This is a genomic window from Halomonas dongshanensis (assembly GCF_024790395.1).
Lineage (GTDB): Bacteria > Pseudomonadota > Gammaproteobacteria > Pseudomonadales > Halomonadaceae > Vreelandella > Vreelandella dongshanensis.
The window spans coordinates 75,818-98,348 of sequence record NZ_JAJISC010000004.1; the positions used below are offsets into that span (position 1 = coordinate 75,818).

The 22,531-nt window shown below is 57.7% G+C and carries 22 protein-coding genes and 2 pseudogenes; 11 read left to right on the top strand and 13 right to left on the bottom strand.

Features of this window, described 5'->3' with window-relative positions:
• Positions 1 to 44 precede the first annotated feature (44 nt).
• Entirely contained in the window at positions 45 to 1,160 is a 1,116-nt protein-coding gene (locus LLY24_RS09440) for a 5-(carboxyamino)imidazole ribonucleotide synthase (protein ID WP_259036046.1), read from the bottom strand.
• 11 nt (positions 1,161 to 1,171) lie between these two features.
• On the bottom strand, positions 1,172 to 1,693 hold the full coding sequence (gene purE, locus LLY24_RS09445) for a 5-(carboxyamino)imidazole ribonucleotide mutase (RefSeq protein WP_259036047.1): 522 nt from the start codon (positions 1,691 to 1,693) through the stop codon (positions 1,172 to 1,174).
• Between the two features lie 288 nt (positions 1,694 to 1,981).
• Here purE and LLY24_RS09450 point away from each other — a divergent pair, with 288 nt between their 5' ends.
• A complete protein-coding gene (locus tag LLY24_RS09450; protein WP_259036048.1) occupies positions 1,982 to 2,251 on the top strand; it encodes a helix-turn-helix domain-containing protein in 270 nt (89 codons plus the stop codon).
• Positions 2,252 to 2,402: 151 nt separating this feature from the next.
• On the opposite strand, the gene ribA is transcribed toward LLY24_RS09450, so the two are convergent.
• Positions 2,403 to 3,497: a GTP cyclohydrolase II RibA gene (gene ribA / locus LLY24_RS09455; protein ID WP_259036049.1), complete on the bottom strand. Its 1,095-nt coding sequence runs from the start codon at positions 3,495 to 3,497 to the stop codon at positions 2,403 to 2,405.
• A gap of 97 nt (positions 3,498 to 3,594) precedes the next feature.
• On the opposite strand from ribA, the gene LLY24_RS09460 reads away from it, so the two are divergent.
• The gene (locus tag LLY24_RS09460) at positions 3,595 to 4,437 is read left to right on the top strand and encodes a RibD family protein (protein WP_259036361.1); all 843 of its coding nucleotides are present in this window, start codon (positions 3,595 to 3,597) and stop codon (positions 4,435 to 4,437) included.
• Positions 4,438 to 4,497: 60 nt separating this feature from the next.
• On the opposite strand, the pseudogene LLY24_RS09465 reads toward LLY24_RS09460, so the two are convergent.
• From LLY24_RS09465 to LLY24_RS09480, 4 genes and pseudogenes are all read right to left on the bottom strand, one after another.
• Positions 4,498 to 5,391 (bottom strand): annotated as a pseudogene (locus tag LLY24_RS09465) (lysylphosphatidylglycerol synthase transmembrane domain-containing protein); the annotation flags it as partial.
• Complete coding sequence (locus LLY24_RS09470) at positions 5,391 to 7,394, bottom strand: glycosyltransferase (RefSeq protein WP_259036050.1); 2,004 nt, start codon at positions 7,392 to 7,394, stop codon at positions 5,391 to 5,393. The pseudogene LLY24_RS09465 and the gene LLY24_RS09470, both read right to left, overlap by 1 nt.
• Positions 7,391 to 7,789, bottom strand: coding sequence for a 6-pyruvoyl trahydropterin synthase family protein (locus LLY24_RS09475; protein ID WP_259036051.1), 399 nt, complete (start codon positions 7,787 to 7,789; stop codon positions 7,391 to 7,393). Before LLY24_RS09475 ends, LLY24_RS09470 begins: the two co-directional genes overlap by 4 nt.
• A 102-nt stretch (positions 7,790 to 7,891) precedes the next feature.
• On the bottom strand, positions 7,892 to 8,914 hold the full coding sequence (locus LLY24_RS09480) for a zinc-dependent alcohol dehydrogenase (protein WP_259036052.1): 1,023 nt from the start codon (positions 8,912 to 8,914) through the stop codon (positions 7,892 to 7,894).
• Between the two features lie 286 nt (positions 8,915 to 9,200).
• On the opposite strand from LLY24_RS09480, the gene LLY24_RS09485 reads away from it, so the two are divergent.
• Positions 9,201 to 9,932: a CDP-alcohol phosphatidyltransferase family protein gene (locus LLY24_RS09485; protein WP_259036053.1), complete on the top strand. Its 732-nt coding sequence runs from the start codon at positions 9,201 to 9,203 to the stop codon at positions 9,930 to 9,932.
• A 31-nt stretch (positions 9,933 to 9,963) separates the two neighbouring features.
• On the top strand, positions 9,964 to 11,778 hold the full coding sequence (locus LLY24_RS09490; protein WP_259036054.1) for a DUF4153 domain-containing protein: 1,815 nt from the start codon (positions 9,964 to 9,966) through the stop codon (positions 11,776 to 11,778).
• Positions 11,779 to 11,857: 79 nt separating this feature from the next.
• On the opposite strand, the gene LLY24_RS09495 is transcribed toward LLY24_RS09490, so the two are convergent.
• Entirely contained in the window at positions 11,858 to 12,922 is a 1,065-nt protein-coding gene (locus tag LLY24_RS09495; protein WP_259036055.1) for an alpha/beta fold hydrolase, read from the bottom strand.
• Between the two features lie 144 nt (positions 12,923 to 13,066).
• Here LLY24_RS09495 and LLY24_RS09500 point away from each other — a divergent pair, with 144 nt between their 5' ends.
• The 3 genes from LLY24_RS09500 (at position 13,067) to LLY24_RS09510 (ending at position 14,149) form a co-directional block, all read left to right on the top strand.
• A complete protein-coding gene (locus LLY24_RS09500) occupies positions 13,067 to 13,555 on the top strand; it encodes a TspO/MBR family protein (protein WP_259036056.1) in 489 nt (162 codons plus the stop codon).
• Positions 13,556 to 13,623: 68 nt separating this feature from the next.
• A complete protein-coding gene (locus LLY24_RS09505) occupies positions 13,624 to 13,896 on the top strand; it encodes a type II toxin-antitoxin system Phd/YefM family antitoxin (protein ID WP_259036057.1) in 273 nt (90 codons plus the stop codon).
• A complete protein-coding gene (locus LLY24_RS09510) occupies positions 13,877 to 14,149 on the top strand; it encodes a Txe/YoeB family addiction module toxin (protein WP_259036058.1) in 273 nt (90 codons plus the stop codon). The genes LLY24_RS09505 and LLY24_RS09510 overlap by 20 nt, the downstream gene beginning before the upstream one ends.
• Before the next feature lie 45 nt (positions 14,150 to 14,194).
• On the opposite strand, the gene LLY24_RS09515 is transcribed toward LLY24_RS09510, so the two are convergent.
• Positions 14,195 to 14,776 carry a hypothetical protein gene (locus LLY24_RS09515; RefSeq protein ID WP_259036059.1) on the bottom strand — a complete coding sequence of 194 codons (582 nt, stop codon included), beginning with the start codon at positions 14,774 to 14,776 and terminating at the stop codon, positions 14,195 to 14,197.
• Positions 14,777 to 14,934: 158 nt separating this feature from the next.
• Between LLY24_RS09515 and dld the strand changes: the two genes are divergently transcribed.
• The gene (gene dld / locus LLY24_RS09520) at positions 14,935 to 16,608 is read left to right on the top strand and encodes a D-lactate dehydrogenase (protein WP_259036060.1); all 1,674 of its coding nucleotides are present in this window, start codon (positions 14,935 to 14,937) and stop codon (positions 16,606 to 16,608) included.
• A gap of 71 nt (positions 16,609 to 16,679) precedes the next feature.
• On the opposite strand, the gene LLY24_RS09525 is transcribed toward dld, so the two are convergent.
• From LLY24_RS09525 to LLY24_RS09535, 3 genes are all read right to left on the bottom strand, one after another.
• Positions 16,680 to 17,333: a DUF2268 domain-containing protein gene (locus tag LLY24_RS09525; protein ID WP_259036061.1), complete on the bottom strand. Its 654-nt coding sequence runs from the start codon at positions 17,331 to 17,333 to the stop codon at positions 16,680 to 16,682.
• A gap of 75 nt (positions 17,334 to 17,408) precedes the next feature.
• A complete protein-coding gene (locus tag LLY24_RS09530) occupies positions 17,409 to 17,957 on the bottom strand; it encodes a hypothetical protein (protein ID WP_259036062.1) in 549 nt (182 codons plus the stop codon).
• A gap of 90 nt (positions 17,958 to 18,047) precedes the next feature.
• Positions 18,048 to 19,145: a DUF4241 domain-containing protein gene (locus LLY24_RS09535; protein ID WP_259036063.1), complete on the bottom strand. Its 1,098-nt coding sequence runs from the start codon at positions 19,143 to 19,145 to the stop codon at positions 18,048 to 18,050.
• Positions 19,146 to 19,827: 682 nt separating this feature from the next.
• On the opposite strand from LLY24_RS09535, the pseudogene LLY24_RS09540 reads away from it, so the two are divergent.
• A pseudogene (locus tag LLY24_RS09540) lies at positions 19,828 to 19,932 on the top strand (IS5/IS1182 family transposase); the annotation flags it as partial.
• Here the strand turns inward: LLY24_RS09540 and LLY24_RS09545 are convergent.
• A complete protein-coding gene (locus tag LLY24_RS09545) occupies positions 19,933 to 20,490 on the bottom strand; it encodes a TetR/AcrR family transcriptional regulator (protein ID WP_259036064.1) in 558 nt (185 codons plus the stop codon). It lies immediately after the preceding pseudogene.
• Positions 20,491 to 20,577: 87 nt separating this feature from the next.
• Here LLY24_RS09545 and LLY24_RS09550 point away from each other — a divergent pair, with 87 nt between their 5' ends.
• The gene (locus tag LLY24_RS09550; protein WP_259036065.1) at positions 20,578 to 21,321 is read left to right on the top strand and encodes an SDR family NAD(P)-dependent oxidoreductase; all 744 of its coding nucleotides are present in this window, start codon (positions 20,578 to 20,580) and stop codon (positions 21,319 to 21,321) included.
• 180 nt (positions 21,322 to 21,501) lie between these two features.
• Complete coding sequence (locus LLY24_RS09555; protein WP_259036066.1) at positions 21,502 to 22,266, top strand: alpha/beta fold hydrolase; 765 nt, start codon at positions 21,502 to 21,504, stop codon at positions 22,264 to 22,266.
• Positions 22,267 to 22,531: the final 265 nt, after the last annotated feature.

Below are 22,531 nucleotides of genomic sequence, written 5' to 3' on the forward strand. Positions count from 1 at the left end.
GCCCCGAAAGGCGGCGTTTGCGTTTTTACGCGTCGAATCACGCGCTAAGGCGTAAAGCTCCAGCGCGGTGCGGGCATGCCAGGCAGAGCATCGGCGCAGGCTTCCACCTTGGCGAGCAGGTCAGCGTAGTCGTCGGCCAACACGTTGACGTGTGCGAGCTTGCGCCCCTCACGCTCGGTTTTGTCGTAGCAGTGCAGGTGCGTCTCTTTGATCTCCAGCATCTTAGGGTAGTCGCCTTCGCGACCGATGACGTTGAGCATACAGGTGGGCGCCAGAGCGCGCGTGACGCCTAACGGAAGGCCCTGAATGGCGCGCAGGTGATTCTCGAATTGGCTGGTGACCGCGCCGTCCATCGTCCAGTGGCCAGAGTTGTGTACGCGCGGGGCCATCTCGTTGGCCAATAGCGCGCCGTCGCGGGTTTGGAAGAGCTCAAGCGCCAGCACGCCAACGTAGTCCAACTCGTCGAGCAGGGCGCGAATGTAGCTATCGGCGGTCTGCTGCACGGCGTCATCGAGATCGGGCAGCGGTGCGATCGAGTAGCGCAGGATTCCGCCTTCGTGCTGGTTTTCGGCCATGGGGTAGAACACTACCTGACCGTCGCGACCGCGCACTGCGATGATCGACACCTCACGAACGAAATCGACGAATGCCTCGACGATAAGCTGCGCATGGCCGATCTGCGCCCAAGCCTCGTGTGCCTGCTCCGGGCTTTTTAATACTGCCTGCCCTTTACCGTCGTAGCCTTCGGTCACCGACTTGGCGACCACTGGACAACCCAGCTCGGCGGCGGCCGCTTCGAGCTCTTCGGCGCTGCTCGCCACGCGATAGGCGGGCGTGGGAATGCTCAAGCGATCGAACAGCGCCTTCTCTTCGACGCGGTTCTGACACACGGCAATAGCGCGGCTACTGGGATAGACCGGCTTATGGCGCTCGATCTCCTCGACCAGCGCCACCGGCAGATGCTCGAACTCGTAGGTCACAACGTCGACGGCATCCAGAAACGCCGCCAGATGCTGGTTATCAGGATCGACGATGACCTCACCGATACCCGCGCTGGGGTTACCGGTAGTATCCAGCAAGGTGAAGCGGTTACCTAGCGGATAACCGGCCAAGGCCAGCATGCGGCCGAGCTGGCCTGCTCCCAATATGCCAATGTTCATGCTCGACTCCATTACTGAGCGCTTGCGGCATCGGCCGGGCGCGGATCGGGGTTATCCAACACGTTTTGGGTTTGCTCGCGGCGAAAGGCCTCGACCGCTTCGCGCACTTGAACGTCTTGCAGGGCGACGATTTGAGCGGCAAGGAGCCCCGCATTGGTCGCGCCCGCCTTGCCGATAGCCAGCGTGCCAACGGCGATACCGCCCGGCATCTGAGCGATAGAGAGCAGCGAGTCGAGCCCCTTGAGCGCCTTGGACTCCACCGGCACCCCGAGTACGGGCAGCGCCGTTTGCGAGGCCACCATGCCAGGCAGGTGGGCAGCGCCTCCCGCGCCCGCAACGATTACCTGCAGGCCGCGCTCTGCCGCACCCTTGGCGTAGTCGAACAGCAAATCGGGCGTGCGGTGCGCTGATACGACGCGCGTTTCATACGCCACACCCAGGCGCTCCAGCATGGTAACGGCGTGTTCCATCACCGGCCAATCCGATTGAGACCCCATGATGACGCCCACCTTGGGTGCGCTGTTCGACGACATGTCAGACTCCTCGGCCCAGCGGCCATTGAAAGCGATACCCAAACCACGAACGTCTCGCGGAGCGTCTAACGCGCCTACCTTGAGTATCTATGACAAAGATCCGTGCACCCGCCTGGGCACACGCTAAAATGAGAAGGCGCATAGTCTACCAGAGCTCGCGCGTTAGAGCGCGTTGAGTAATGCTTAGCGCGCTTCGCCTAAAAGACCGGTGAATTTTCCTAAAATAGCATTGAAATACGGCCCGCTTGGCGGCATTGTGTGAACGTCATTTCCGACAGATGGAGCCTCATGAGTACGGCATACTCAACTGCTCGTGCAGAAACGCTGGACCCTCCGCGAAGCAGCCCTGACCTCGACGTCAGGGAACTCGAAAAACGCACGCGCCTTATGCGCATCATCACGCGTCTGATCGCCGTATCAGACCTCGGCAGCCGCGAAATCGCCCGACGGGCGGGGCTACCGGTTCAGAAAGTCAGCGACCTGCTTGCCGGAAGGCTTGAGCACCTGGAGGTGGATGAACTCCTCGTATTGCGTCGCACCCTGGAACTGGAGACATGAGCCTGAACTGATTACAACTGCCGCACGGTCTTTTCATCCGTCAACGAAGCCACCTGCCCGCTTAGCGGCCAGGTGGTTTTTGTTTCTGTGGGTTCTCGTTGTTACTCGTCGTATTGCTTCTTGCTATCAGTTGCCTTTTTTGGCGCCCATTTCAGCGCGGCACGCTGAGCACTTCGTCCAGCATGTGCCCGGCGCGGTTGGCCTTGGCGCTGAGGTAGCGGTGGTTTTGATCGGTAACGCTGCCGTAGAGCGCCTGGCGCGAGACGACCTCGATCCCGCCCGACACCAGCGCCTCGATCTTCAATGGGTTATTGGTGAGAAGCTGCACTTTATCCACGCCCAGGGCATTGAGCATGTCCACCGCCACGCCGTACTGGCGCTCGTCGTCGCCAAAGCCGAGTACTTGATCGGCATCGACGGTATCCAAGCCGCCATCTTGCAGCGTATAGGCGCGTAGCTTGTTGGCAAGGCCAATACCGCGCCCCTCCTGGGCGAGATACAGCAGCACGCCGCCGCCCATTTTTTGAATGTCGCCGACGGCGTTGCGCAACTGCTCACCGCAGTCACAGCGCAGGCTGCCGAATAGATCGCCCGTTAGGCATGCCGAATGCAGCCTCAGCGGTACCGCGCCCTGCATGGCGTCGATGTCACCGATCACCACCGCCACGTGCTCGCGCAGGCCATCGGGCTCGCGAAATAGCACGAAACGGCTTTCAGGGGCGTCCTCGAGCGGAATACGCGCTTCGCTGACGCGCTTGAGCATGCCAAGCGAGCCGTTCAGACAATCACCGGCCAAGTCTGCATCGATGGCCAGAAGCTCGCCTTTTTGGATGCGCTCCTCAAGCTCCTGCGCGGCGTTGGGGGCGATCTCGGCGCACAGGGCGGCAGGAATCAGCAGCGCTCGACGCATGAGCGCCAGCGCTCCTTGTTCACCCACGCTTGCCGGGGCCAAGCCGCTGAGCAGGTGCTGTCCCGCTTGTTCGGCCGTGGCCAGAGCGTTGAGCCCAGCGGTATCGATATGGCGCGGCAGCGTTAGCTTGGCCGCCTCGGCATCGAGCGAGACGCCCATGGCCGCCAGCCTATGGCGGGTAAGCAGAAGCGACGGCCGCGAGCCAGAAAGCTCGGCTAGCGCCGTCACCGAATCGATCCCTTCCAACGCCTGTACCAGCAGGCGTTTATCGTCCATGTCGATGACCACCGGCAGCCCACGGCGGATATCGAAAATTGCGCGTTCAATCTGATACATGGTGGCCTCCTGGCACTCATTCGTGGCGGCAGTAACGCCCTTGCGCCCAGGGCAACCGCCGACCATCATGGAAGCGGTGACCTAGCACGGAGGCGTCATGACCGACATCAAGGACATTCATTGTCGAAACGTAGCAGTAACGCGCAGCCCGAATGGCAGCGCCCTGTCGCTTGCCGACGCGTGGCAAGCCCTGCTGGAGCGGCGTTCTAACAGCGTAGACGGCAAAACGCCGAACTTCGATGAGGCAGACGTCGAGTCCCGCGAGCTGTGGGAGTGTCTGTCGCCTCTGGCGGCCCAGCCAACGTGGGTGGTAGCCCAACTGGGTCAGAGTTTGGATGGGCGAATCGCCACCGAAAGCGGCCATTCGCACTACATCAACGGGCAGGAGAGCCTGGTTCATCTGCACCGTCTGCGTGCCCTGTGCGACGCCGTGCTGATTGGCGCGGGTACCGCCTGCGCCGATGACCCGCAGCTCACCGTGCGCCATGTCGAAGGCCCGCACCCCGTACGCGTGGTGCTTGACCCGCGCGGGCGCGTGCCGCACGGCTTGGCGCTGTTTAAAATTGCCACCGCACCGACGCTGCACTTGGTAGGGCCAGCGGCACCTGCCTCGCCCGTGGCCTCGCACGTTGAGCGCCGCACGCTCGCGCTCAATACTCAAGGGCAGTTCGCCGCGCAAGACGTCGTTGACCTGCTTAAACAGCTGGGCCATCGGCGGCTTTTGGTCGAGGGCGGCGGCGTTACCGTTTCGCACTTCATCGAGTCTGGCGTGGTCGACCGCCTGCATATGCTGGTGGCGCCGCTGTTGATCGGCTCTGGGCGCCCCGGGCTTCGTATGACGCCCATCGAGACGCTCGATACCGCCCTTCGCCCGCCCGCGCGCACTTTCCGCTGCGGGGAGGACACCCTGTTCGACCTGGAGCTGACCGCCCGCTGTTGAAGGGGCGGCCTGGGTGCGCCGCTTGAGCGCGACCCAGGCCCCCGGCAGGCTACCCAACAGCACCAGCACCCCGTAAGCGAGCGATACCGCAACGCCCTGCGCCGCAGGCAGGCCTACGGCGAGCCAAATACTCGCCGCGGCGCCTTCGCGCACTCCCCAGCCTGCCACCGAAAACGGAATCAGCATGAACGCCAGCACCACCGGCGCCAGCGAAAAGAGCTGCCAGGCGGGTATATCTACGCCAATGGCGCGGGCAGCGCACCACATGACGCTGGCGTAGCTCAGCACGACCAGTAGCGATGTGCCGACCTGTCGCGGCCAAACGCCAGGGGCGAGAAGGCCACGGCGAAGGTCGCTGGCAAACTCGCCAAGCCAACGGGTCACGCGGTTTTGTCTGGAAAACCCCGCCCCGCGCCGGTAGAGCAGCCAGAAAAATAGGGCACAGCAAGCGGCTGCAGTAACTACCAAGGCCCCGATTACGGGCAGCGGCACCACCGCGAGCCATAGCGGCGAGAGAGTTAGCGCTGCCAGTGTCGCGACCAGTGCGGCCACCTGGCCGGAAGCGCGCTCGATGATCACCGCGCGCCAAGCGCTACCGCGCGAGGCCGCTTGCGCGGCGTGACGATGCGCGCGCCCCGCGTCGCCCAGCATGCCGCCGGGTAAGAGTTGATTGACCAGCATCGCTAAATAATATTCCCGCAGCGCGTAGCTCAAACGCAGCGGCACGCCGATACGCGTGGCGGTGAGCTGCCAACGCCACGCGCTCAGCACGACCTGCACCACGCTGATACCTAGCGCGAGTAGCACCCACCCTGGGGCGAACTGGCGTACCTCGGCGGCAATCTCGAACGGCTCGACCCAAAGCGCCACGGCGCCGAGCAGCACCACGCTCAGCGCCAGCCGCCCGACCCAGCTGGGGCAGGCGCGGTAGAGTTTGCCTAGGCGGCGCAGCATCAAGCACTCCTTTGCGGCGGTAGCGCCAGGAGGTCGGCGTGTTCGACCACCACACCCAGCGCACCCTCGCTCAATAAACGCAGGCGTGCGTTTTCCCAGGCCGTCACGCGCGCAGCCTCGTTAGGCGCCGCCTGCCGCGCAGCCTGAGCCCAGCCCTTGATCAACGTACGCGCAAGCGCTGCGAACTCAGCGTCGCCCGCCGCGATACGCCAGGGTGTGGCCGCCTCCTCTACTTGGTAGCCTCGCGCGCGTAAAAGCTCGGCCAGCACGCCGTGGGCCTCGCCGCCAAGGGCGTGACCCAGCCCTTTATCACCGGCCTGATGCGCCTTGACCCAACCCAAAACGGCGGCGTCCTCCGCATCGGTTAGGCGCGCACCGGCGGTATCGGTGAAGTACCAGTCAACGGTGATGCTGAGCGCGATCAAAAGTGCCTGCTGTCGCGCAGCGCAAGCATCAGCCAGCGCTTCGCACCAGGGGCGTGATACCAAATCGATCAGCGCCGAGGCGCTAACCAGCCGCGCCGAATCGAGCGGCAGCGCGGCAATGTCAGCAAGCGAGCCGCAGTGGGCGCTTACCGTTACGCTTTGAAGCCCACTCTTTTCGGCGCGCAGGCAGGCGTCATCGAGCAGCGCGGCGTCGTGGTCCACCAACGTCCAGCGCTGGTTGTTGGGCAACCGCGGCGCCATATAGATCAGGTTACTGCCGCGCCCACTGCCGAGATCGACGATCTCCAAGGCGCTGCCTTCGCTTTGGCGCTGCTCATCGAGCCAGGCGCCCGCTTGCTCAACGAGCGCAGAAGCACGCGAGCGCACATCGAGCGCCTCGCGCATTGCTAGCCAGTCCTGAGTAAAATGGCCGCCCTCTCCTGAACTAGCTTCTCCTGAACTAGCTTCTCCTAAACTAGGCTCACGCGTGGTGGTCTCGTCAGGCGCCGTAAGTGCTGCTTCGAAGCGCCTCCCGGTTTCGTCCCAATCCACCAGCGTAGCGCGCACCTGCCGCGCCGTATCGGTCAAACGCGTGCGCAGGGCGCTATCGTCGATCAGTTGGGCGAGTGCATCGCGAAGCGCGTCGACGCTCCCTGGCGCTACGCTTAGCCCCGCCCCGGTAGGCAGGGTATCGCGCAGGGCGCCCCCGGTCGTGGTCACCACGGGCAGCCCGTAGGCCAGCGCCTCTGTAATCACCATGCCATAGCCTTCGTACCAGGAGGGCAGCACCAAAGCGTCGGCATTGCGGTAGGCAGCGTCTAAGCTTGCGGCATCGCACTCTCCGGCCAAGTGAATACGCCCGTGCAGATCGTGCTTCTCGATCAGCGCCTCGACCTTGGCGGCAAACGCCCTATCGCGGGCAGCGCCGATGCAGGTACAGCGCCACGGCAACGACGTTAGCTGCGCCAGCGCTTCGACAAGTATGTCTTGGCCCTTGCGCGGCACGAGAGTTGCCACGCAAAGCAGATGCAGCGGCGCCTCCTCTGCCTCCGGCGCGCGTTTCTCACGGGTTGGGGCCAAAGGCGCGCGCTCGACGCCGGGCTCGACGGCAGTAATCGGGGCGTTCAGCGCACGGTCGTAGTGGCTTGCAAGCTCATCGAGCCTGCGCTGGGTAAAGCGACTGGTGACGATAATGCGCTGCACGTACTGCAACGCCTCAAACTCACATAGATGCAGGCGCTGGCGTGCTTGCTCATCAAGCCCCTGCTCGTCGCCCAACGGGTGGTGGATCAGTGCGGTTAAGATCAGGCGGGTGTGGTGTGACGCCAGCACATCGGGCAGCGCACTCATGGCAAGGCCATCGAGCAGCGCGTGGCTGCCATCGGGCAGTGCGTTAAGAGTGCGCTCGAGGCTTTCGCGCGCTGTGGCATCGGCATCGGGGAAGCGGCCCGCCACCCCCTCTACCGTAATATCCCAGCCGCGAGCGCGCAGCGCCTCGACCACGCGGGCGTCATAAATGTAGCCGCCGGTGCGCTGGTTAGGGTCACCGGCGACGATGAGGGTCAATCGACCGCTCATAGCGTGCCCTCGTAGCTCGCCCACGCGATGTGCGACTCGTGCAGTTTCACCTCGATGCGCTCGATGCCCTCGGCGGCCTTACCCAGCTTGCCCGCGCGAATGTCTTCAACCAAGTGGTCGAAGATCACCTTGGCCATAAACTCGGTGGAGGTATTGTGGCCTTCGAACACGTCGAGCTCATCGAGATTGCGATAGTTGTAGGTCGCAAGCGTTGCCTTGAGCGACTCACTGGCCAAGCCGATATCGATGACCAAGCCGTCCTCGTCGAGCGCAGGGCGCTGGAAAATGACGTCGACCACGTAGGTGGCGCCGTGAGTACGCTGGGCCGGGCCGAAGGTTTCGCCCTTGAAGCTATGGGCGATCATGAAGTGGTCGCGAACGCATAAACGATACATGCTGAATCCTTTTTTCCAATGAGACCCGCCCGCACGGGAGGTCGAGTGAAGCGAGTGAATAAGTGCCAAGCAGGTGCTACAAGAAAGCTCTACATGAACGTATTAGTAGCGCACGCGGTGGCAGAGTACGCCGCTCTCGGCGGAGAAAATCTCGGCAGCACGATGGGGTAAATCAGCAAAGTCGCTTTCACCGCTGATCAGCGCGTCTAGCCGCTCGTCCTGCAATAACGTGAGGGCGAGATCGAGGCGGCGAGCGTAATCCCAGCGCGGGCGCATGCGGGTCGGCAACTGTCCCACCTGGCTTGCCCGAAGCGTTAGCCGCTGCGAATGAAAGGCGCCGCCCAGGGGCAGCGTTACCGGCTGCTCTCCAAACCAGCTCATCTCGACGATACGCCCTTCCGGCCCCGCTAGTTCCAGCGCACATGCAAGCCCATCGGGGTGGCCGCTGGCGTGGATGATGCAGTCCTGCCCGGCCTTAGCGTGTTCGGGCGTGGCAAAGTGCATAGCAAAACGTTGGGCAAACAGCGCACGCTTGGCGTTGATATCCACTAGCTGAACCTCGACGCCGGGTAGTTGGCTGCACAGATACGCCACGAGGCTGCCTACCACGCCCGCCCCCACCACGGTGACGCGCTCGCCAAGCGTTACCTCGGCATCCCAAAAGCCGTTGATCGCGGTTTCCATATTGGCGGCCAGTACCGCGCGCTCGGGCGCGAGCCCCTTGGGCAGCGGGCGTACGCTCTCGGCGGGCACGTTGTAACTATCCTGGTGCGGGTGAAGGCAGAAAACCGTTTGACCTTGAAGATGAGCGTCGCCCGCCTCGACCACGCCGACGCTTGCATAACCGTATTTGACCGGTGCGGGAAACTCGCCCTGCTGGAACGGCGCGCGCATGCGGGCGTATTCGGATTCGGGCACACGACCATGAAACACGAGCGATTCGGTACCACGGCTGATACCACTATAAAGCGCTTTAACGCGTACCTCGCCTGACTTGGGCGCCTCGATGGCGGTTTCCCGTAGCTCCCCCTCCCCAGGTGAAGCGAGCCAGAAGGCCGCTGCCTTACTAGCCGTTTCCGTACTAGTTGTTGACGTACTAGCCGTTTCCGTACTCGGCGTTGCCATTGCACATCCTTATGATTAGAAATCCGCTTGGCTTATCAGTAGTTATCTTTCGCCTTCATCCAGCGGCATATTGCTCAGCGTCTTTTTTTAGCGTAGCCCAGCAGGGCTAAATAGCGACTGGTCGCGGTACCTACTGCGCGCTTATTAACCTAAGTGGTGTTACACAAAAGCGACTAATCTGTAACACAGTACACATATGAAAAGAGCGTAGCGCGACTTCACATTCTTGTACAAAAATACTACAAGTAAAACGTAGCGCATAAAAACCATCTATCTAAGAGGCGCCATGTTTCACTTCTTCTCTACCCCCCTTCGCCCGGCAGGCTCACGCTGCGCCATTACCCTGGTCGAGCTCGCCATGGCCAGTACGCTGTTCGTCGGTATCGGCAATATGATGCCGTTCGTCATGGGTCTGCTGCCTTGGGTGGTGGCCTGCAGCGTATGGGCGGTCATCGTAGGGTTGGTGGTGACGTATTGGCGACACGGGCCGCTAGGCTGGGCCAATCGCGTCACCTTGGGACGCGCCGTGCTGGTAGCGCTCGTGGCAGGCGGCGTTGCCCATCACGGTTTGAGTGATGCCATTTGGCTATGGCTTGGGGTTGCGCTGATTGCGCTAATGCTCGATGGGGTGGATGGCTGGATCGCACGGCACACTCATAGCCATTCGAACTTTGGCGCACGCTTTGACATGGAGCTTGATGCGCTGCTGATCTTGCTGCTGTGCGTAGGGCTAATCGTGGATACAAAGCTTGGTCTTTGGGTGCTGCTCGTGGGGCTGATGCGCTACTTTTTCGTTGCCGCAGGCGCCTTGCTGCCGTGGCTGGAAGCGCCGCTCTTTCCCAGCTATCGGCGTAAAACGGTATGCGTTTGGCAGGTCGCGGCGCTGCTGCTGGCCCTAACCCCGCTCACTAACTTACTCACCGCGCAGCTTTTAGTGCTTAGCGCCTTGGGGTCGCTGATTTACTCCTTTGGTGTGGACACCTGGTGGCTTTATCGACATGCTCATAAGCATCAATAACGAGCATAAACAATAGGGTCAATAGCCCCTGATGGATCAAAACGCCCTCACACCTGATCGAGCGCTACACGATAAACCGACTCGTATTGCGCTGGTCCTCATCGCCATTTTTCAAGGCGTGGCACTCTTACTGCTTCACTTGGCCATCACCCACGAGCACGGGCTAGCTACGGACGCGCGCTGGCTCAAGGCGCTCTACACCGTATCGCTAGGCCTGCCCGCTGTTTACCTACTGGGCATGGTACGCCTGCAAGAGCGTATCACCGCCCTACCGCTACTTTTGGCGCCGCTACTTTTCTGGCTGGGATGGCATCTTGGCTGGGTCGAGCAAGACCCGCATCTAGAAAGCGTTACGCGCCATACCTTCACGTTCTCCTACGGCGTCTCGCTTGGGGTTGCGCTCTTTATTTTGGCGCTTTTCTTTCGCTGCCGGGCCGCAGGAGGCAACTGGTCTTTTAGTTATCCAGCGCTGCTGACGACGACCTGGGAGTTCGTACTCACGCTAAGCCAGTTAGGGCTATTCATTGGCGTTTTCTGGGGTTTGCTCTGGCTCTGGGCGACACTTTTCGATGCCATCGGCCTGAGTTTCCTTCATCGGCTTTTTACCCAACCCGCCTTTGCTTACCCCACGACGTGGCTGGTGATTGGCCTTACTCTTACGTTGATTCGACGCCGCTTTGGCTTGATCAACAGCGTACGCCACATGGGCGAGACGCTAATCAAAGCCTTACTGCCGCTGGTGGCGCTCATCATCGTCATGTTCCTGGGCGTTTTACCCTTTACTGGCCTGCAGCCTATCTGGGATACGGGTAGAACATCCGCCATTTTGATGATGCTCACTTTTACGCTGCTACTGTTCTTCAACGCCATTTTTTACACTGCAACCGACTTGCCCTATTCGCTCTGGCTGCGCCGTTTCATCTGGCTTGCCATCTTGCTGCTGCCCTTTGCCTCGCTACTGGCTGCCTCGGCGCTGTGGCTGCGTATCGATCAGTACGGCCTTAGCTTGGACCGCCTTTGGGCCGCTCTACTGCAACTGCTCATTGCCGCCTTTACACTGAGCTATAGCCTGCTGCTGATATGGCGGCGTAGCGCGGCGTTGCCCGCCATACAGCAAACCAACATCAGCTTGGCACTGGTGGTGGCAGGCGCGCTCATCGCTATCAATACGCCTCTTGCCGACATGCGCCATTTCGCCGCCCAGCACCAAGTACAGCGGCTACTCGCCGGTGAAACAAGTACGGCTGCCTTCGACGTCGAGTACCTGCGCTTTCAGCTGGGTCAGCCGGGCATTCAGGCCTTGGAAACGCTGTTGGAAAGCGATTTCCTCGACGCTCACCCCGCGCTTGCCCGACGCGTCGAGCTATCGCTAAAAAAAGCCGAGCCGTGGAGCCAAGAGCCTCTGGTCGACACCCTAGACCTAAACGAGGTAGCGCAGCAGTTCACTACGGCTGCCAATAGCTCACCGCTCCCCGCCGCTCTGCTTGAGGCTCTGGCATCCCAACCGCTTAGCTGCCTGAGCAGCACCGAGCTCTGTCGCGCTGAGCAAATCACAGACGAGCCTCGTTTTCAGTGGCTAATCTTCGAGCCCTTCTCTGCCAGCGGGCTTGCCTACGCCAACGCGCCCAGCGGCTGGCAGTTGATCGGCACTCTGCTACCGCTTGGCAGCGTTCAGCCTCAAGACGAGCACGCCTGCCTGCGCCGCGAAGCGTTTACGGGCATGCAGCCTGTCACGGGGCTAACGAACGTCTATGAAAACGGCGCCTGCCTTTATCATCTACAGCCCACGCTCGAACGTGCGCGACAGGCGCTAGAGGGGCGACCTTTACAGCCGGTGGAAGAGTAAACACAGGCGTGGCTTTTCATTAGCGCCACACCTGCCTATCGTGCGCCGCCAAACGGGCGGCGGCGCTTAGTTTACGAAGTTACTGCCCTGCACCTAGCCCTTCGAGTAGCGCTTCGTGGAAACGCTCCGGCGCCTGGATTTGCGGCGAGTGGCCAAGTTCGGGGAAGCTGACCAGAGTGGCCTCGGGGATGGCATCGCGCGTGCGCTCACCCAGTTCGTCGTAATGGCCCAAAGTCGCTTGTACGTCTTCGGAAGCGCGGCCTTTGCCGATCGCGGTATTGTCCTGTTCGCCGATCAGCAAGAGCGTAGGCATTTGCAGCTCGCCGAACTCATAAACCACCGGCTGGGTGAAGACCATGTCCGAGGTCAGCGCTTGGTTCCAGGCAACGCGTTCGCCGTCTTCACCGGCGTACATGCCCGCTAGCATCTCGACCCAGCGGTCGTACTCGGGCTCCCAGGTATCCACGTAGTAGGTGCTCTGCTGGTAGTCGCGGATGCCTTCGGCCGTGGTCTCGCGCTCGGCCTCGAAACCGTCGTCGATGCTTTCGTAAGGCACGCCAAGCGCCTTCCAATCTTCCAGGCCAATCGGATTGACCATTACCAACTGCTCGGTGCGCTCTGGGTACATCAGTGCAAAACGCGTCGCGAGCATGCCACCCATGGAGTGCCCCATGACCGTCACGTCCTCAGCGCCCAGCTCATCAAGCAGTGCTTGGGTATTAGCGGCCAACTGATGGAAGCTGAACTGGTAGTGCTCGGGTTTGGTGGACTTACAGAAGCCAATCTGATCCGGCGCGATGACGCGGTAGCCTTCGTTCACCAAGACGTCGATGGTGTCCTCCCAGGTACCGGCGCAGAAGTTCTTGCCGTGCAGCAACACCACAGTGCGGCCGTTGGCGCTGCCGTCTTCAGGTGGAACGTCCAGATAGGCCATTTGCATGTCTTGCCCCTGGGAGCTGAATTCGAAGCGCTCGACCGGGTAGGCGTAGTCGAACTCGGAAAGCTCGCCATCGAAGGTGGGCGTTTGTTCGGCCAGGGCGCTACCCGCGCCTGCCAATGAAATACTCGCTATGGCGCTTGCAAGTAGCCCTGGCGTAAAGCGTGTGCAGGTAAGAAAAACCGGCTTTGAAAATGCGATCGGCATCGTTTATCTCCTATCATCCGTGAAGTGAGTGACGGCTTGAACAGGACAGTGTAGACCGCCGCTTTATACCCTGCCGTGGCCTACTTCAACGGCCTAGGCTACGCTTGAAACTCACCACTTTCACTTTTCATGGCAGTGACTTAGATGCGTACGCTCTCCCGTAAAAAACAGCTAGTGGGCCTCATCGGCTGGCTGGTGCTAGCCTATATCGCCGCCGCCGTTGGCGCGGTAGCCTCGATCAACGCAGCGGAATTTTATGAAAGTCTCCAGCAGCCCGCCTGGGCACCACCGACTTGGCTGTTCGGGCCAATGTGGACGACGCTTTACGGCCTGATGGGTCTCGCCGCATGGCTCGCCTGGCGCGAACCGGGCGCCAAACCAGCGCTTGGGATATTCATCATCCAACTGGCGCTCAACGCGCTATGGAGCTGGCTGTTTTTCGTCTGGCAGTTGGGCGCTGTCGCGTTCGTGGCCGTGCTGGCGCTATGGGTGCTGATTCTGGTAACGCTGGTGATGTTCTGGCGTTTGCGCGCACTGGCTGGCGCACTCCTCGTGCCCTATCTCGCCTGGGTGAGCTTGGCCTCTGCGCTGACCTGGAGTGTTTGGCAGTTGAATCCGCAGGTGTTGGGGTAAAGGGCATAGGCAGCGACGATATGAACGCGCTATATTTGTACGGCATTCCCGTACATCGAGGTAAGCGCGTGGATATCATCAGCGTCAATAAATTTCGCGATAACCTGAAAAGCGTGGTCGAACAGGTTATTACGCGTCACGAACCGCTCAAAGTGACACGCCGCGCAGGCGAGGCCTTCGTGGTCGTTAGCGCGGAAGATTGGGAGCGCGAACAGGAAACGCTTTATGTGCTGCAGAACCAGAACTTGATGCAGCAACTCGCAGCTTCCATCGAATCGCATGAACGTCACCAAGGTTATACGCCAAACAGTGAGCAAATGAATGAGATCACTGGTATTTGAGGGCGCCACTTGGGAAGCCTACGAACGAATGCAAGAGAAAGACAAGAAGCTGCATCAAGCGCTCTGCCGCTTACTCAAGGAAATGCTGCGAGCCGAGAACCCAGCACTTGGTACGGGCAAACCAGAACCGTTGAAGCACAACTTATCGGGGTTATGGTCGCGGCGTATTTCGCAGAAGGATAGGCTCATCTATCGCTTCGACGACACGGCAATCTATATATTCGCTATTGGCGGGCATTACGATCAGCTGTGACGCGGTGCAAAAAGCGCATAAAACGCGAGCGCCTGACATAAAACCTTAAAAAAGGCTTTGCCAGCTTCTGGGCTCGAAAGCGCTGACTTTGGTGTATGTTCCCGACCAACTTTCGAACTTGAGCGTACCCTTGAAATTCGGGCGTATCGTTCGCTGCTCGTTCAATAGCCAAAGCTCCAGCGCGTCGATTGGCCGCGAGGTCACCGTCAGATCGCCCACGTTGGGGGCCATGTGAGGAAGCGTATAGTCCGCACGCTTGAGCTCCCCTTTGTAGTGGTAAATCATCGGGCTTCGTGACGCTTCGTCACTGAGGCGATAGTACTGGTTGTAGCCAATGATGTTGATCTCTCTACCGCTGAACATGATGAAGGCAAAGTTGGGCGTGGTGGACGTAATGAAGTCAGGATCAGAAATGAGATGCGCCGCCTCGTCACTGCTCAACTCATCTTGTGCTTCACTGCCCGACAAGGGGTAGACGTGAAAACCGTGCAAGTCCCGGTAGGCCTGCTGCAGTAGCTCTTCGGAAGGCTTGGGATGCATCCAGCGGATATCGCGAGAGGCGCACCCGCTCACGACCAACGCCAGAACCAGATAAATCACCACGTTCTTTGACAGAAAAAACTTCAACTCGCTCATCCTTAGTAGTTTTTAGCGCTTCTTGATATTCCATCTTATCGAGCACTCAGCCTCCAACCCCAGGCATGAAGGCGCTCGCGATAGTAGTTGATAACGCTTTCCATTGCAGCTCGAATTGAGGCAACATCGAAAGAACAAAAGGAGGCTACATGTCCCACACGCTACTCACTCGCCTGCGCGAAATCGTTGGCCCGCGTCATCTGCTCACTGGAGAAAAGGCAACCGCGCCTTATCGTAAAGGCTTTCGCTCGGGTGAAGGCGAAGCGCTGGCGGTGGTGCGGCCTGGCTCGCTCGTCGAAACATGGAAGGTGCTCGAGGCGTGCGTCGCGGCAGATAAGATCGTGATTCTGCAAGCGGCGAATACGGGGCTAACGGAAGGCTCTACCCCAAAGGGGCGCTATGACCGCGAGGTGGTGCTGATCAACACCCGGCGAATGGATGCCATTCTGCCGCTGGAAGGCGGTAAACAGGTGGTCAGCCTGCCCGGCGCCACACTTTTTGCCCTCGAAAAGCTGCTCGCTCCGCTAGGGCGCCAACCCCACTCGGTAATAGGCTCCTCCTGTATCGGCGCCTCAATCATGGGCGGCGTGTGCAATAACTCGGGCGGCGCGTTGGTCGAGCGCGGGCCGTCTTACACGGAATTCGCGCTTTACGCCCAGGTGACGGCGGACGGGCGGTTAGAGTTGGTCAACCACCTGGGGCTTGAGCTTGGTGAGACGCCTGAAGAGATACTGGCGCGGCTGGATAAAGGCGAGACGGGCACGCCCGAACCGGAGACGCAGCGCAAAGCCTCCGACACCGACTACCACCAGCGTGTGCGAGAAGTAGATGCCGACACCCCTGCCCGCTTCAATGCCGACAAACGACGGCTCTACGAGGCATCGGGCTGCGCGGGCAAACTCGCGGTTCTCGCGGTGCGGCTGGATACCTACCCGAAAAACCAGGCCGAGCAGGTGTTTTACATAGGCACCGATGACCCGATGGAGCTGACCGATCTACGGCGTGAGATCCTTACCGACTGGCCCACGCTGCCCGTTAGCGCAGAGTATATGCACCGCGATTGCTTCGACATTTCAGACCGCTATGGCAAAGACACGGTGGTCATGATCGACAAACTCGGCACCGACCGCCTACCGGCATTCTTCGCCATGAAAGGCTGGGTAGATGCGCGGCTTGGCAGAATTGGCCTTGGGGCGCTGTCAGACCGGGTAATGCAAGGGCTCGCGCGCGTGTGGCCAGATATATTGCCCCAGCGCATGCGCGCGTATCGCGAACGCTTTGCCCATCACCTCATTCTGAAAACCCGCGACGAAGGAATCGACGAGGCGCGCCGAGCGCTGGCTCGCTTTTTCGATACGCGAAACGGCGATTTTTTCGAGTGCGATGCGCGTGAAGGCAAAATCGCGGGGCTACACCGCTTTGCCGCCGCAGGCGCGGCGGTGCGCTACATGAACGTTCACCGCGATGAGGCAGAAGAGATTATCGCCCTCGATATCGCCCTGCCGCGCAACACGCGCGACTGGCAGGAGACACTACCGCCTGAGATAGACGACAAGGTGGCCCACAAACTCTACTACGGCCATTTTCTTTGCCATGTGCTGCACCAGGATTATGTGGTGAAGAAAGGCGCGGACGCGAAGGCGGTCAAGGCAGCGATGCTGGAACTCCTTGACCAGCGCGGAGCGGAGTACCCGGCGGAGCATAATGTCGGCCATCTCTATGCCGCGAAGCCGGACCTGGCAGCGTTCTATCGCAAAATCGACCCAACCAACACGCTCAACCCCGGCATTGGCAAAATGTCCCGGCATAAACACTATGGCTGATTGATGTGCTCGTTAAGCCAGGGATGGCTATCTGTGCTGACACAAAACAGCAAAAAAGCGGCGGCCGATTATTATCTTACGACGCCTGCCATACGAAGAACCTCCTCCATGGGCGTATGCACCAGCCCCGCCGCCGAAATGCCCGAGGCGCGAATCGCCCGCTCGGCGATATACGTGCCCGCGCGATAGCCGATCCAACGGCGCCCATCCGTATGCTGAATCATCCAGGGAAGATAAGGCGCCGTTACCGGCAGCGCCATTAGCTCCTCCACCCAGGTGTCGACCTCCGCCGGATACTCCCCCCAAGGCGTGTGACGCCCCGCGACTTCGCGCTCAAACACCGTGGCCAAGCCTTCACTTACTACCCCCTCCATGAAACTGGTAGGAGGATCGCTTCGATAGATGACCCAGCCCCGCGCCAAATGGTGAAGCTCATGGAACAGCGTAAAGCGCAGCTGCTGACGGGCAATAGCCGCAATCCCCTCTTCTCGGCGCTCATCGACCGTCCACCCAACGCGAGTTGGGGAAATGGCTAGCCCCATTTCACCGGTCTCAGGAATGACGATCGTACCTGTTTGGCACGCAAGTTCGAGTTTGTCGGGCAGCATGGGAAGATGTTCGCGCACTTCAGGTTCGGTTGCCTTGCAAACACCCTCAATTGCCACTCGTGAATCGAGCGAAAAATGGCGGTGCTCAGTGGTATCCAGGAAAAGAGGCGTGATCATGGGCAAGCTCTTAGTGAAATAAACAGCTTAGACTTGTTAGATAATACGGTGACGATGTAAACACAATCGCTGCAGCTAAGGCAGCGCTGGAAATTCTACTGCGGCGACTACTGCAGAAAAACTATGCTTGAACTCATAGTCGCCCACGTATGCCTGCGCTATTGCACCCAACCACGTAATATTGAACTGCATGGAATTACCGATACGTTCAAACCTGATCTTGTGCTTACCCACGGCATCATGTCCAAGTAGGTAAATGTGAAATGACAGATCGTCCCAATCCTCTATGGTTTCGGGGTTTGGATCTACTATCAACTCGAGGCCGTCTAAAAACTCCGGCGTGTAATCTTCGATGGCACATACCTTGAAGCCACCGTTGTGCCAATAGCTGGATGATAGGGTGCATGAGTGATAATTCCCCCAAACGATGGGCGCCGCCCAGTCAGAGGGATATTCCACATTCTCATCATCTTCGATATCGCGCTCTGCGTAATAATCAGCCGATTCGAGATGAAAATCGAACCATACATTCCCATCGACCACTTTCGCCGACCATGAGAACGTCTTAATGGGATGCCCTTCTGGCCAGGGATTATCTTTGAAGTAGATTCTGTTAGGTTTCATGTGTTAATTCCGATAGTGCATAATGCCAATATTTTCAGCTGGTTTGAGGCACAGCGTAAAAAATCCGGCAACATGCGCTTGTTAGGTAATTTAGACAGATTCATATAGTCCATTTTCCGTTTCTCGCACAAGAATCATAAAATCGATATATAGGGAGGACACTTCACCTTGCGCATTCACTCCCCAGAATGCGGGATAATACCCGTCCCCGAAGCCACTTGTGGATATAACGCAATCGTCTTCATCTACCATTGAAACTAATCCTGGCTTGCCGCCAAGGCTCCATACACTCAATATTCGTTCTTTTTTTATACGGCTTAAACTCATGAGCTTTCCGACATCAAAAATAGCTAAATTACCAGAATCTACACTATAAACACCATTACCACTTGGCGTATTAGCCGCATACCACTTAACTGACTCCTCGCTATCCTTAAATTTCACTCGAATACCAGCCACATAGCCATTTATTGTTACGTATTCAACAGGATACCCCCCTGGACTTACTCTTCTTTGGAGCGGCTCCAAATCATAAAGATTATAGCCGAAATCTAATATCCCTAGCACCCCAGAGCTGACTCTAAGCTTCCCGATAGACTCTAATTTAACCACCCCCTCTTCTAAATCTGGTATACTGATACTACGCTCCGCTTGAAAAAGTTTATTTTCATTGAGATCTATATGGTCTTCCCTTTCTAGAAAAGGAGCATCAAATATGCTCATAGAAAAGATTTCTGCATGCTTATCATGATCGACAACAGGGCTCTTTGGGGAATGAAAAAGAGTAAATATTTTTGTTATCTTCCAACCTTTTTCTTCTTCAAACTCGAGATCATAGACATGATATTTTGATGAGTTAAACGCCTCATCGTAAATCTCTGTGAATACGCTAGCAGTATTTCCTTGAATATTGCATTCGGTGATTTTTTCTATACCGGGGTCATAATTAGCTTTCGAGCCAAATGAATTTCTAGACCCCGAGCTACTACCAGCTACAAAATGAGTCCCATCTACATCTGATATAAGGTCTCCCCAATAGTCAAAATTTACTTCGTCGCCCATTTTTCTCTGGGCTTTAGACCATTGCTTGTACCAGTGTGAAATGAAAGCATTGACTCTATCCTCAGGAGAATCAATCACGTTACCGTATTTACTCTTTTTCAAGAAGAAATCAATAATCTTTTTCATGCTCGATTCTGAACTCCGATTTTACCTAACACCTCAATAACCGGCGCAGGCGTGTAGTTGATTGACTTGTTAGGCGGATGGCCATAATTCAAAGATTGTGTTCGATAGCTTTCTTGTTGTATTCAGTACATTCTCTAATCAATTTATGCCTGCGGCTTTGGCAAGCTTCTTAAAAGCTGTCCAAGTTATAGATGAATCAGCAGTGTAATGAAGCGACCCCCTCCCGAGCTGCACAGATTATAGTGAAGCCATTAGGAGGATGAAATGAGCAATGAAGCTACCGTCAAACGTTGGACGGCGAAGCGCAAAGCCGCAGTCGTCATGGACATCTTGAAAGGCAAGGACCGTGTAATGACCCCCAGGCTTCTGCACACTCTACCCAGATAATGCGGGATGTGCTCGAGGTGCCACATAGTCCAGAGACTGATACGGCCGCTCTTCGTATGTTTCCTCGATCCTACCAAAACGTAGTTGTCAGCGAAGTTTCTCTACAGCTTCAACGCTGCGCTCTGCGGCAAATTTGTAGCGCAGCGGAAAATTTGTCCGACAGCAGCGCTTTGTTAGCAGCACATTACTCGGCCAAAACTTTTGCCCACATGTGGGCACAGTACCCGCACACATCATCATCTGATATTTCTTCTGGGGGAATATTGCATCCGCATCTAGGTTCTGTCTGAAAAGTCGGCTCAATACCCGTTACGATAAGCTGGCCAGCAGCTTCAAGGCCATGGTGACGCTGGCCTGTATCGAGCGATGCATGAGAGCCGACTTTTCAGACAGAACCTAATCAATCTTTTACGCTTATACCATTTAGGAACAAGTCTACGAGATGTCTAATACGCGATTTCGATGAACGGTCATTCTCAATTGCAATGGAAATCGCTGTTACCACGTAAATTAAATCTTCGTAAGTGACATCTCGGCGGATGGCACCTACTTCTTGTCCACGCTGAAGCAGCCGATGCCCTTCTGCGGTAATCGCATTACATCCGGGCGTACCGCATTGGATAATGGTTCCAATCGAAGCAGCAAGGCTCTGGTAAATGCTCATGTTCATGGCAAGCTCTTCTAGATAAGCGCGTACCGCGTCACCTGGCGTGGTATCTGGGTCTCGCGCACGGCTGGTCTGTGCAAGCGACAAGAAACGTTCATTGCTAGTCGCAGCCAAGAGGGCCTCACGCGTGGAAAAGCGACGATAAAGCGTACCTATACCGACACCTGCGCGCTTGGCTACCTCCTCCAGCGGAACCCCCGCTCCTTTTTCCAGAAAAAGCGCCTCGGCGGCAGCAAGGATAAGTTCGCGATTCTTCTGTGCGTCAGCCCGGAGGGCAGGTTCATCTTTCAATTTTTTTCCTCTTTCACTTGTTAAGTGGAGCCTAACTCCATATATTAAGTGGAGCAATACTCCACTTAATGCAAAGGGTACTAGAAAATGACAAAACGCTTTGAAAACAAAGTGGTGGCCATAACGGGAGGTAGCGACGGTATCGGCCTCGCAACGGCGAAACTTTTCGCCATCGAAGGTGCACACGTGTACATCACAGGGCGCCGGCAAGAACTACTCGACGACGCTGTGAAAGAGATTGGCCACGGGGCGGTCGGCGTGCAAGGTGACGTCACCAACTCTGCCGACGTTGCTCGGCTTTACGAACGGATTCAACGTGATCACCAAAGGGTCGATGTCGTGTTTGCCAATGCGGGCATTTACGAGGTCATTTCACTTGATGCGATCGAGGATAAACATTTCGACTCGACCTTCAACGCCAATGTGAAAGGCGTGGTATTCACTGTGCAAAAAGCACTTCCGTTGATGGCAGCGGGAAGTACTGTCGTGCTTAACGGCTCCATCGCGGGCAGTAAAGGCCTGCCGGGTCAGTCTCTATACAACGCTAGCAAGGCAGCAGTACGTTCTTTCGCCCGAAGCTGGACGAATGACCTTAAGGAGCGAGGCATCCGGGTGAACGTGGTTTCGCCTGGAGGAACGGAAACTCGCCTTATACGGAGCTACCTTGACTCGCAGCCAGAAGTCGAAGAGGCACTCAATAAAAGCGTTCCGCTTGGGCGGTTGGGGGAACCAAACGAGATAGCACGAGCAGTCCTTTTCCTGGCATCAAACGAGAGCAGCTTTATCGCGGGACATGAACTCTTTGTCGATGGCGGTGCAGCCGCAGTTTAGGGTCTCAGGCACGTCTCGTTCAGTTTTAGTGATATTGGTGTCAGATGCAGATTAGTTCTTAGAGTACTTGCAGTAATTTTCATCTGACCCTGCTATTTCCTCCACTTAAAACATGGAGGAACCTTCCATATTCAATATGCATACTTACACCGTTTTCGACGCTCAACAGAGGTAGTCAACATGATCAATTTCCGCACCCTCACCTTGTCCGTAAGCGTTACGCTAGGTGCCGTAATGGCGCTGCCAGGTATGGCTATCGCTGATGTAAAGAACATCGTTCTGGTGCACGGCGGAAACGTCGATGGCAGCACTTGGCGAGGGGTATACGACCAACTGACTGCCGAAGGCCTAAAGGTCACAGTGACTCAACTGCCAATGACATCCGTCGAAGATGACGTCGCGGCGGTTCAGCGAAGCCTGGACGTACAAGACGGCCCAGTATTGCTGGTGGGACATTCTTATGGTGGCGTGGTGATAACCGAAGCCGGCATCGACCCAGGCGTCAAAGGTCTCGTCTACGTTACAGCTTTCCAGCCTGATATCGGGGAAAGCGGCGGCGACCTGCTAGCCTCAGCGACCAGCGACTTCACGGCCGACAAGCTGACGGTCACCGACGATGGCTTTCTTTTGGTCAATGACGACGCGTTCCTCTCCTTGGCAGGTAACGGTCTTTCAGAAGAAGACGCACTCTTTTTGGCAAGATCCCAAGCATGGGCCAACGCGGAGAATCTTTCTCACAAAGTTACTTCTGCGGCATGGCAAGATAAACCAAGCTGGATGACGGTCGCTACCGAAGATCTTCTCATCTCACCGGAGCTGCAGCGCCGTATGGCAGAGCGTGCCGGTTCGACAGTCATTGAGATCACGAACGGTCATATGCTGCCGATGACGAACCCCGATGAGGTGGCCGAGGTGATTGCCCAGGCCGCCAAGGCGGTGAACTAGCCCAGGTCCAGGTGCTGCCAAATGTGCGCTGGGTAAAGCTCTACACTACCTGGACCACCAGTGGCCGCGCCTGGCTCGGCTCCTGAACGATGTGAAGTGCCCCCCTCCCGAGCTACACAGACTATAGTGAAGCCATCAGGAGGATGAAGTGAGTAATGAACCTACCGTCAAACGTTGGATGGCGAAGCGCAAAGCCGCAGTCGTCATGGACATCTACAAAGGCAAGGCCACCGTGTAATGCTCCCCTGGTTTCTGCACACCCTAC

Excerpts from the sequence above, each read along its gene's own strand:
- ribA (WP_259036049.1), bottom strand. The coding sequence starts at position 3,497 with ATGTATCAGATTGAACGCGCAATTTTCGATATCCGCCGTGGGCTGCCG.
- LLY24_RS09460 (WP_259036361.1), top strand. The coding sequence starts at position 3,595 with ATGACCGACATCAAGGACATTCATTGTCGAAACGTAGCAGTAACGCGC.
- LLY24_RS09530 (WP_259036062.1), bottom strand. The coding sequence starts at position 17,957 with ATGAAACCTAACAGAATCTACTTCAAAGATAATCCCTGGCCAGAAGGG.
- LLY24_RS09470 (WP_259036050.1), bottom strand. The coding sequence starts at position 7,394 with ATGAGCGGTCGATTGACCCTCATCGTCGCCGGTGACCCTAACCAGCGC.
- LLY24_RS09550 (WP_259036065.1), top strand. The coding sequence starts at position 20,578 with ATGACAAAACGCTTTGAAAACAAAGTGGTGGCCATAACGGGAGGTAGC.
- LLY24_RS09490 (WP_259036054.1), top strand. The coding sequence starts at position 9,964 with ATGGATCAAAACGCCCTCACACCTGATCGAGCGCTACACGATAAACCG.
- LLY24_RS09535 (WP_259036063.1), bottom strand. The coding sequence starts at position 19,145 with ATGAAAAAGATTATTGATTTCTTCTTGAAAAAGAGTAAATACGGTAAC.
- purE (WP_259036047.1), bottom strand. The coding sequence starts at position 1,693 with ATGTCGTCGAACAGCGCACCCAAGGTGGGCGTCATCATGGGGTCTCAA.
- LLY24_RS09450 (WP_259036048.1), top strand. The coding sequence starts at position 1,982 with ATGAGTACGGCATACTCAACTGCTCGTGCAGAAACGCTGGACCCTCCG.
- LLY24_RS09440 (WP_259036046.1), bottom strand. The coding sequence starts at position 1,160 with ATGAACATTGGCATATTGGGAGCAGGCCAGCTCGGCCGCATGCTGGCC.
- dld (WP_259036060.1), top strand. The coding sequence starts at position 14,935 with ATGTCCCACACGCTACTCACTCGCCTGCGCGAAATCGTTGGCCCGCGT.
- LLY24_RS09555 (WP_259036066.1), top strand. The coding sequence starts at position 21,502 with ATGATCAATTTCCGCACCCTCACCTTGTCCGTAAGCGTTACGCTAGGT.
- LLY24_RS09510 (WP_259036058.1), top strand. The coding sequence starts at position 13,877 with ATGAGATCACTGGTATTTGAGGGCGCCACTTGGGAAGCCTACGAACGA.
- LLY24_RS09495 (WP_259036055.1), bottom strand. The coding sequence starts at position 12,922 with ATGCCGATCGCATTTTCAAAGCCGGTTTTTCTTACCTGCACACGCTTT.
- LLY24_RS09480 (WP_259036052.1), bottom strand. The coding sequence starts at position 8,914 with ATGGCAACGCCGAGTACGGAAACGGCTAGTACGTCAACAACTAGTACG.
- LLY24_RS09475 (WP_259036051.1), bottom strand. The coding sequence starts at position 7,789 with ATGTATCGTTTATGCGTTCGCGACCACTTCATGATCGCCCATAGCTTC.
- LLY24_RS09500 (WP_259036056.1), top strand. The coding sequence starts at position 13,067 with ATGCGTACGCTCTCCCGTAAAAAACAGCTAGTGGGCCTCATCGGCTGG.
- LLY24_RS09485 (WP_259036053.1), top strand. The coding sequence starts at position 9,201 with ATGTTTCACTTCTTCTCTACCCCCCTTCGCCCGGCAGGCTCACGCTGC.
- LLY24_RS09525 (WP_259036061.1), bottom strand. The coding sequence starts at position 17,333 with ATGATCACGCCTCTTTTCCTGGATACCACTGAGCACCGCCATTTTTCG.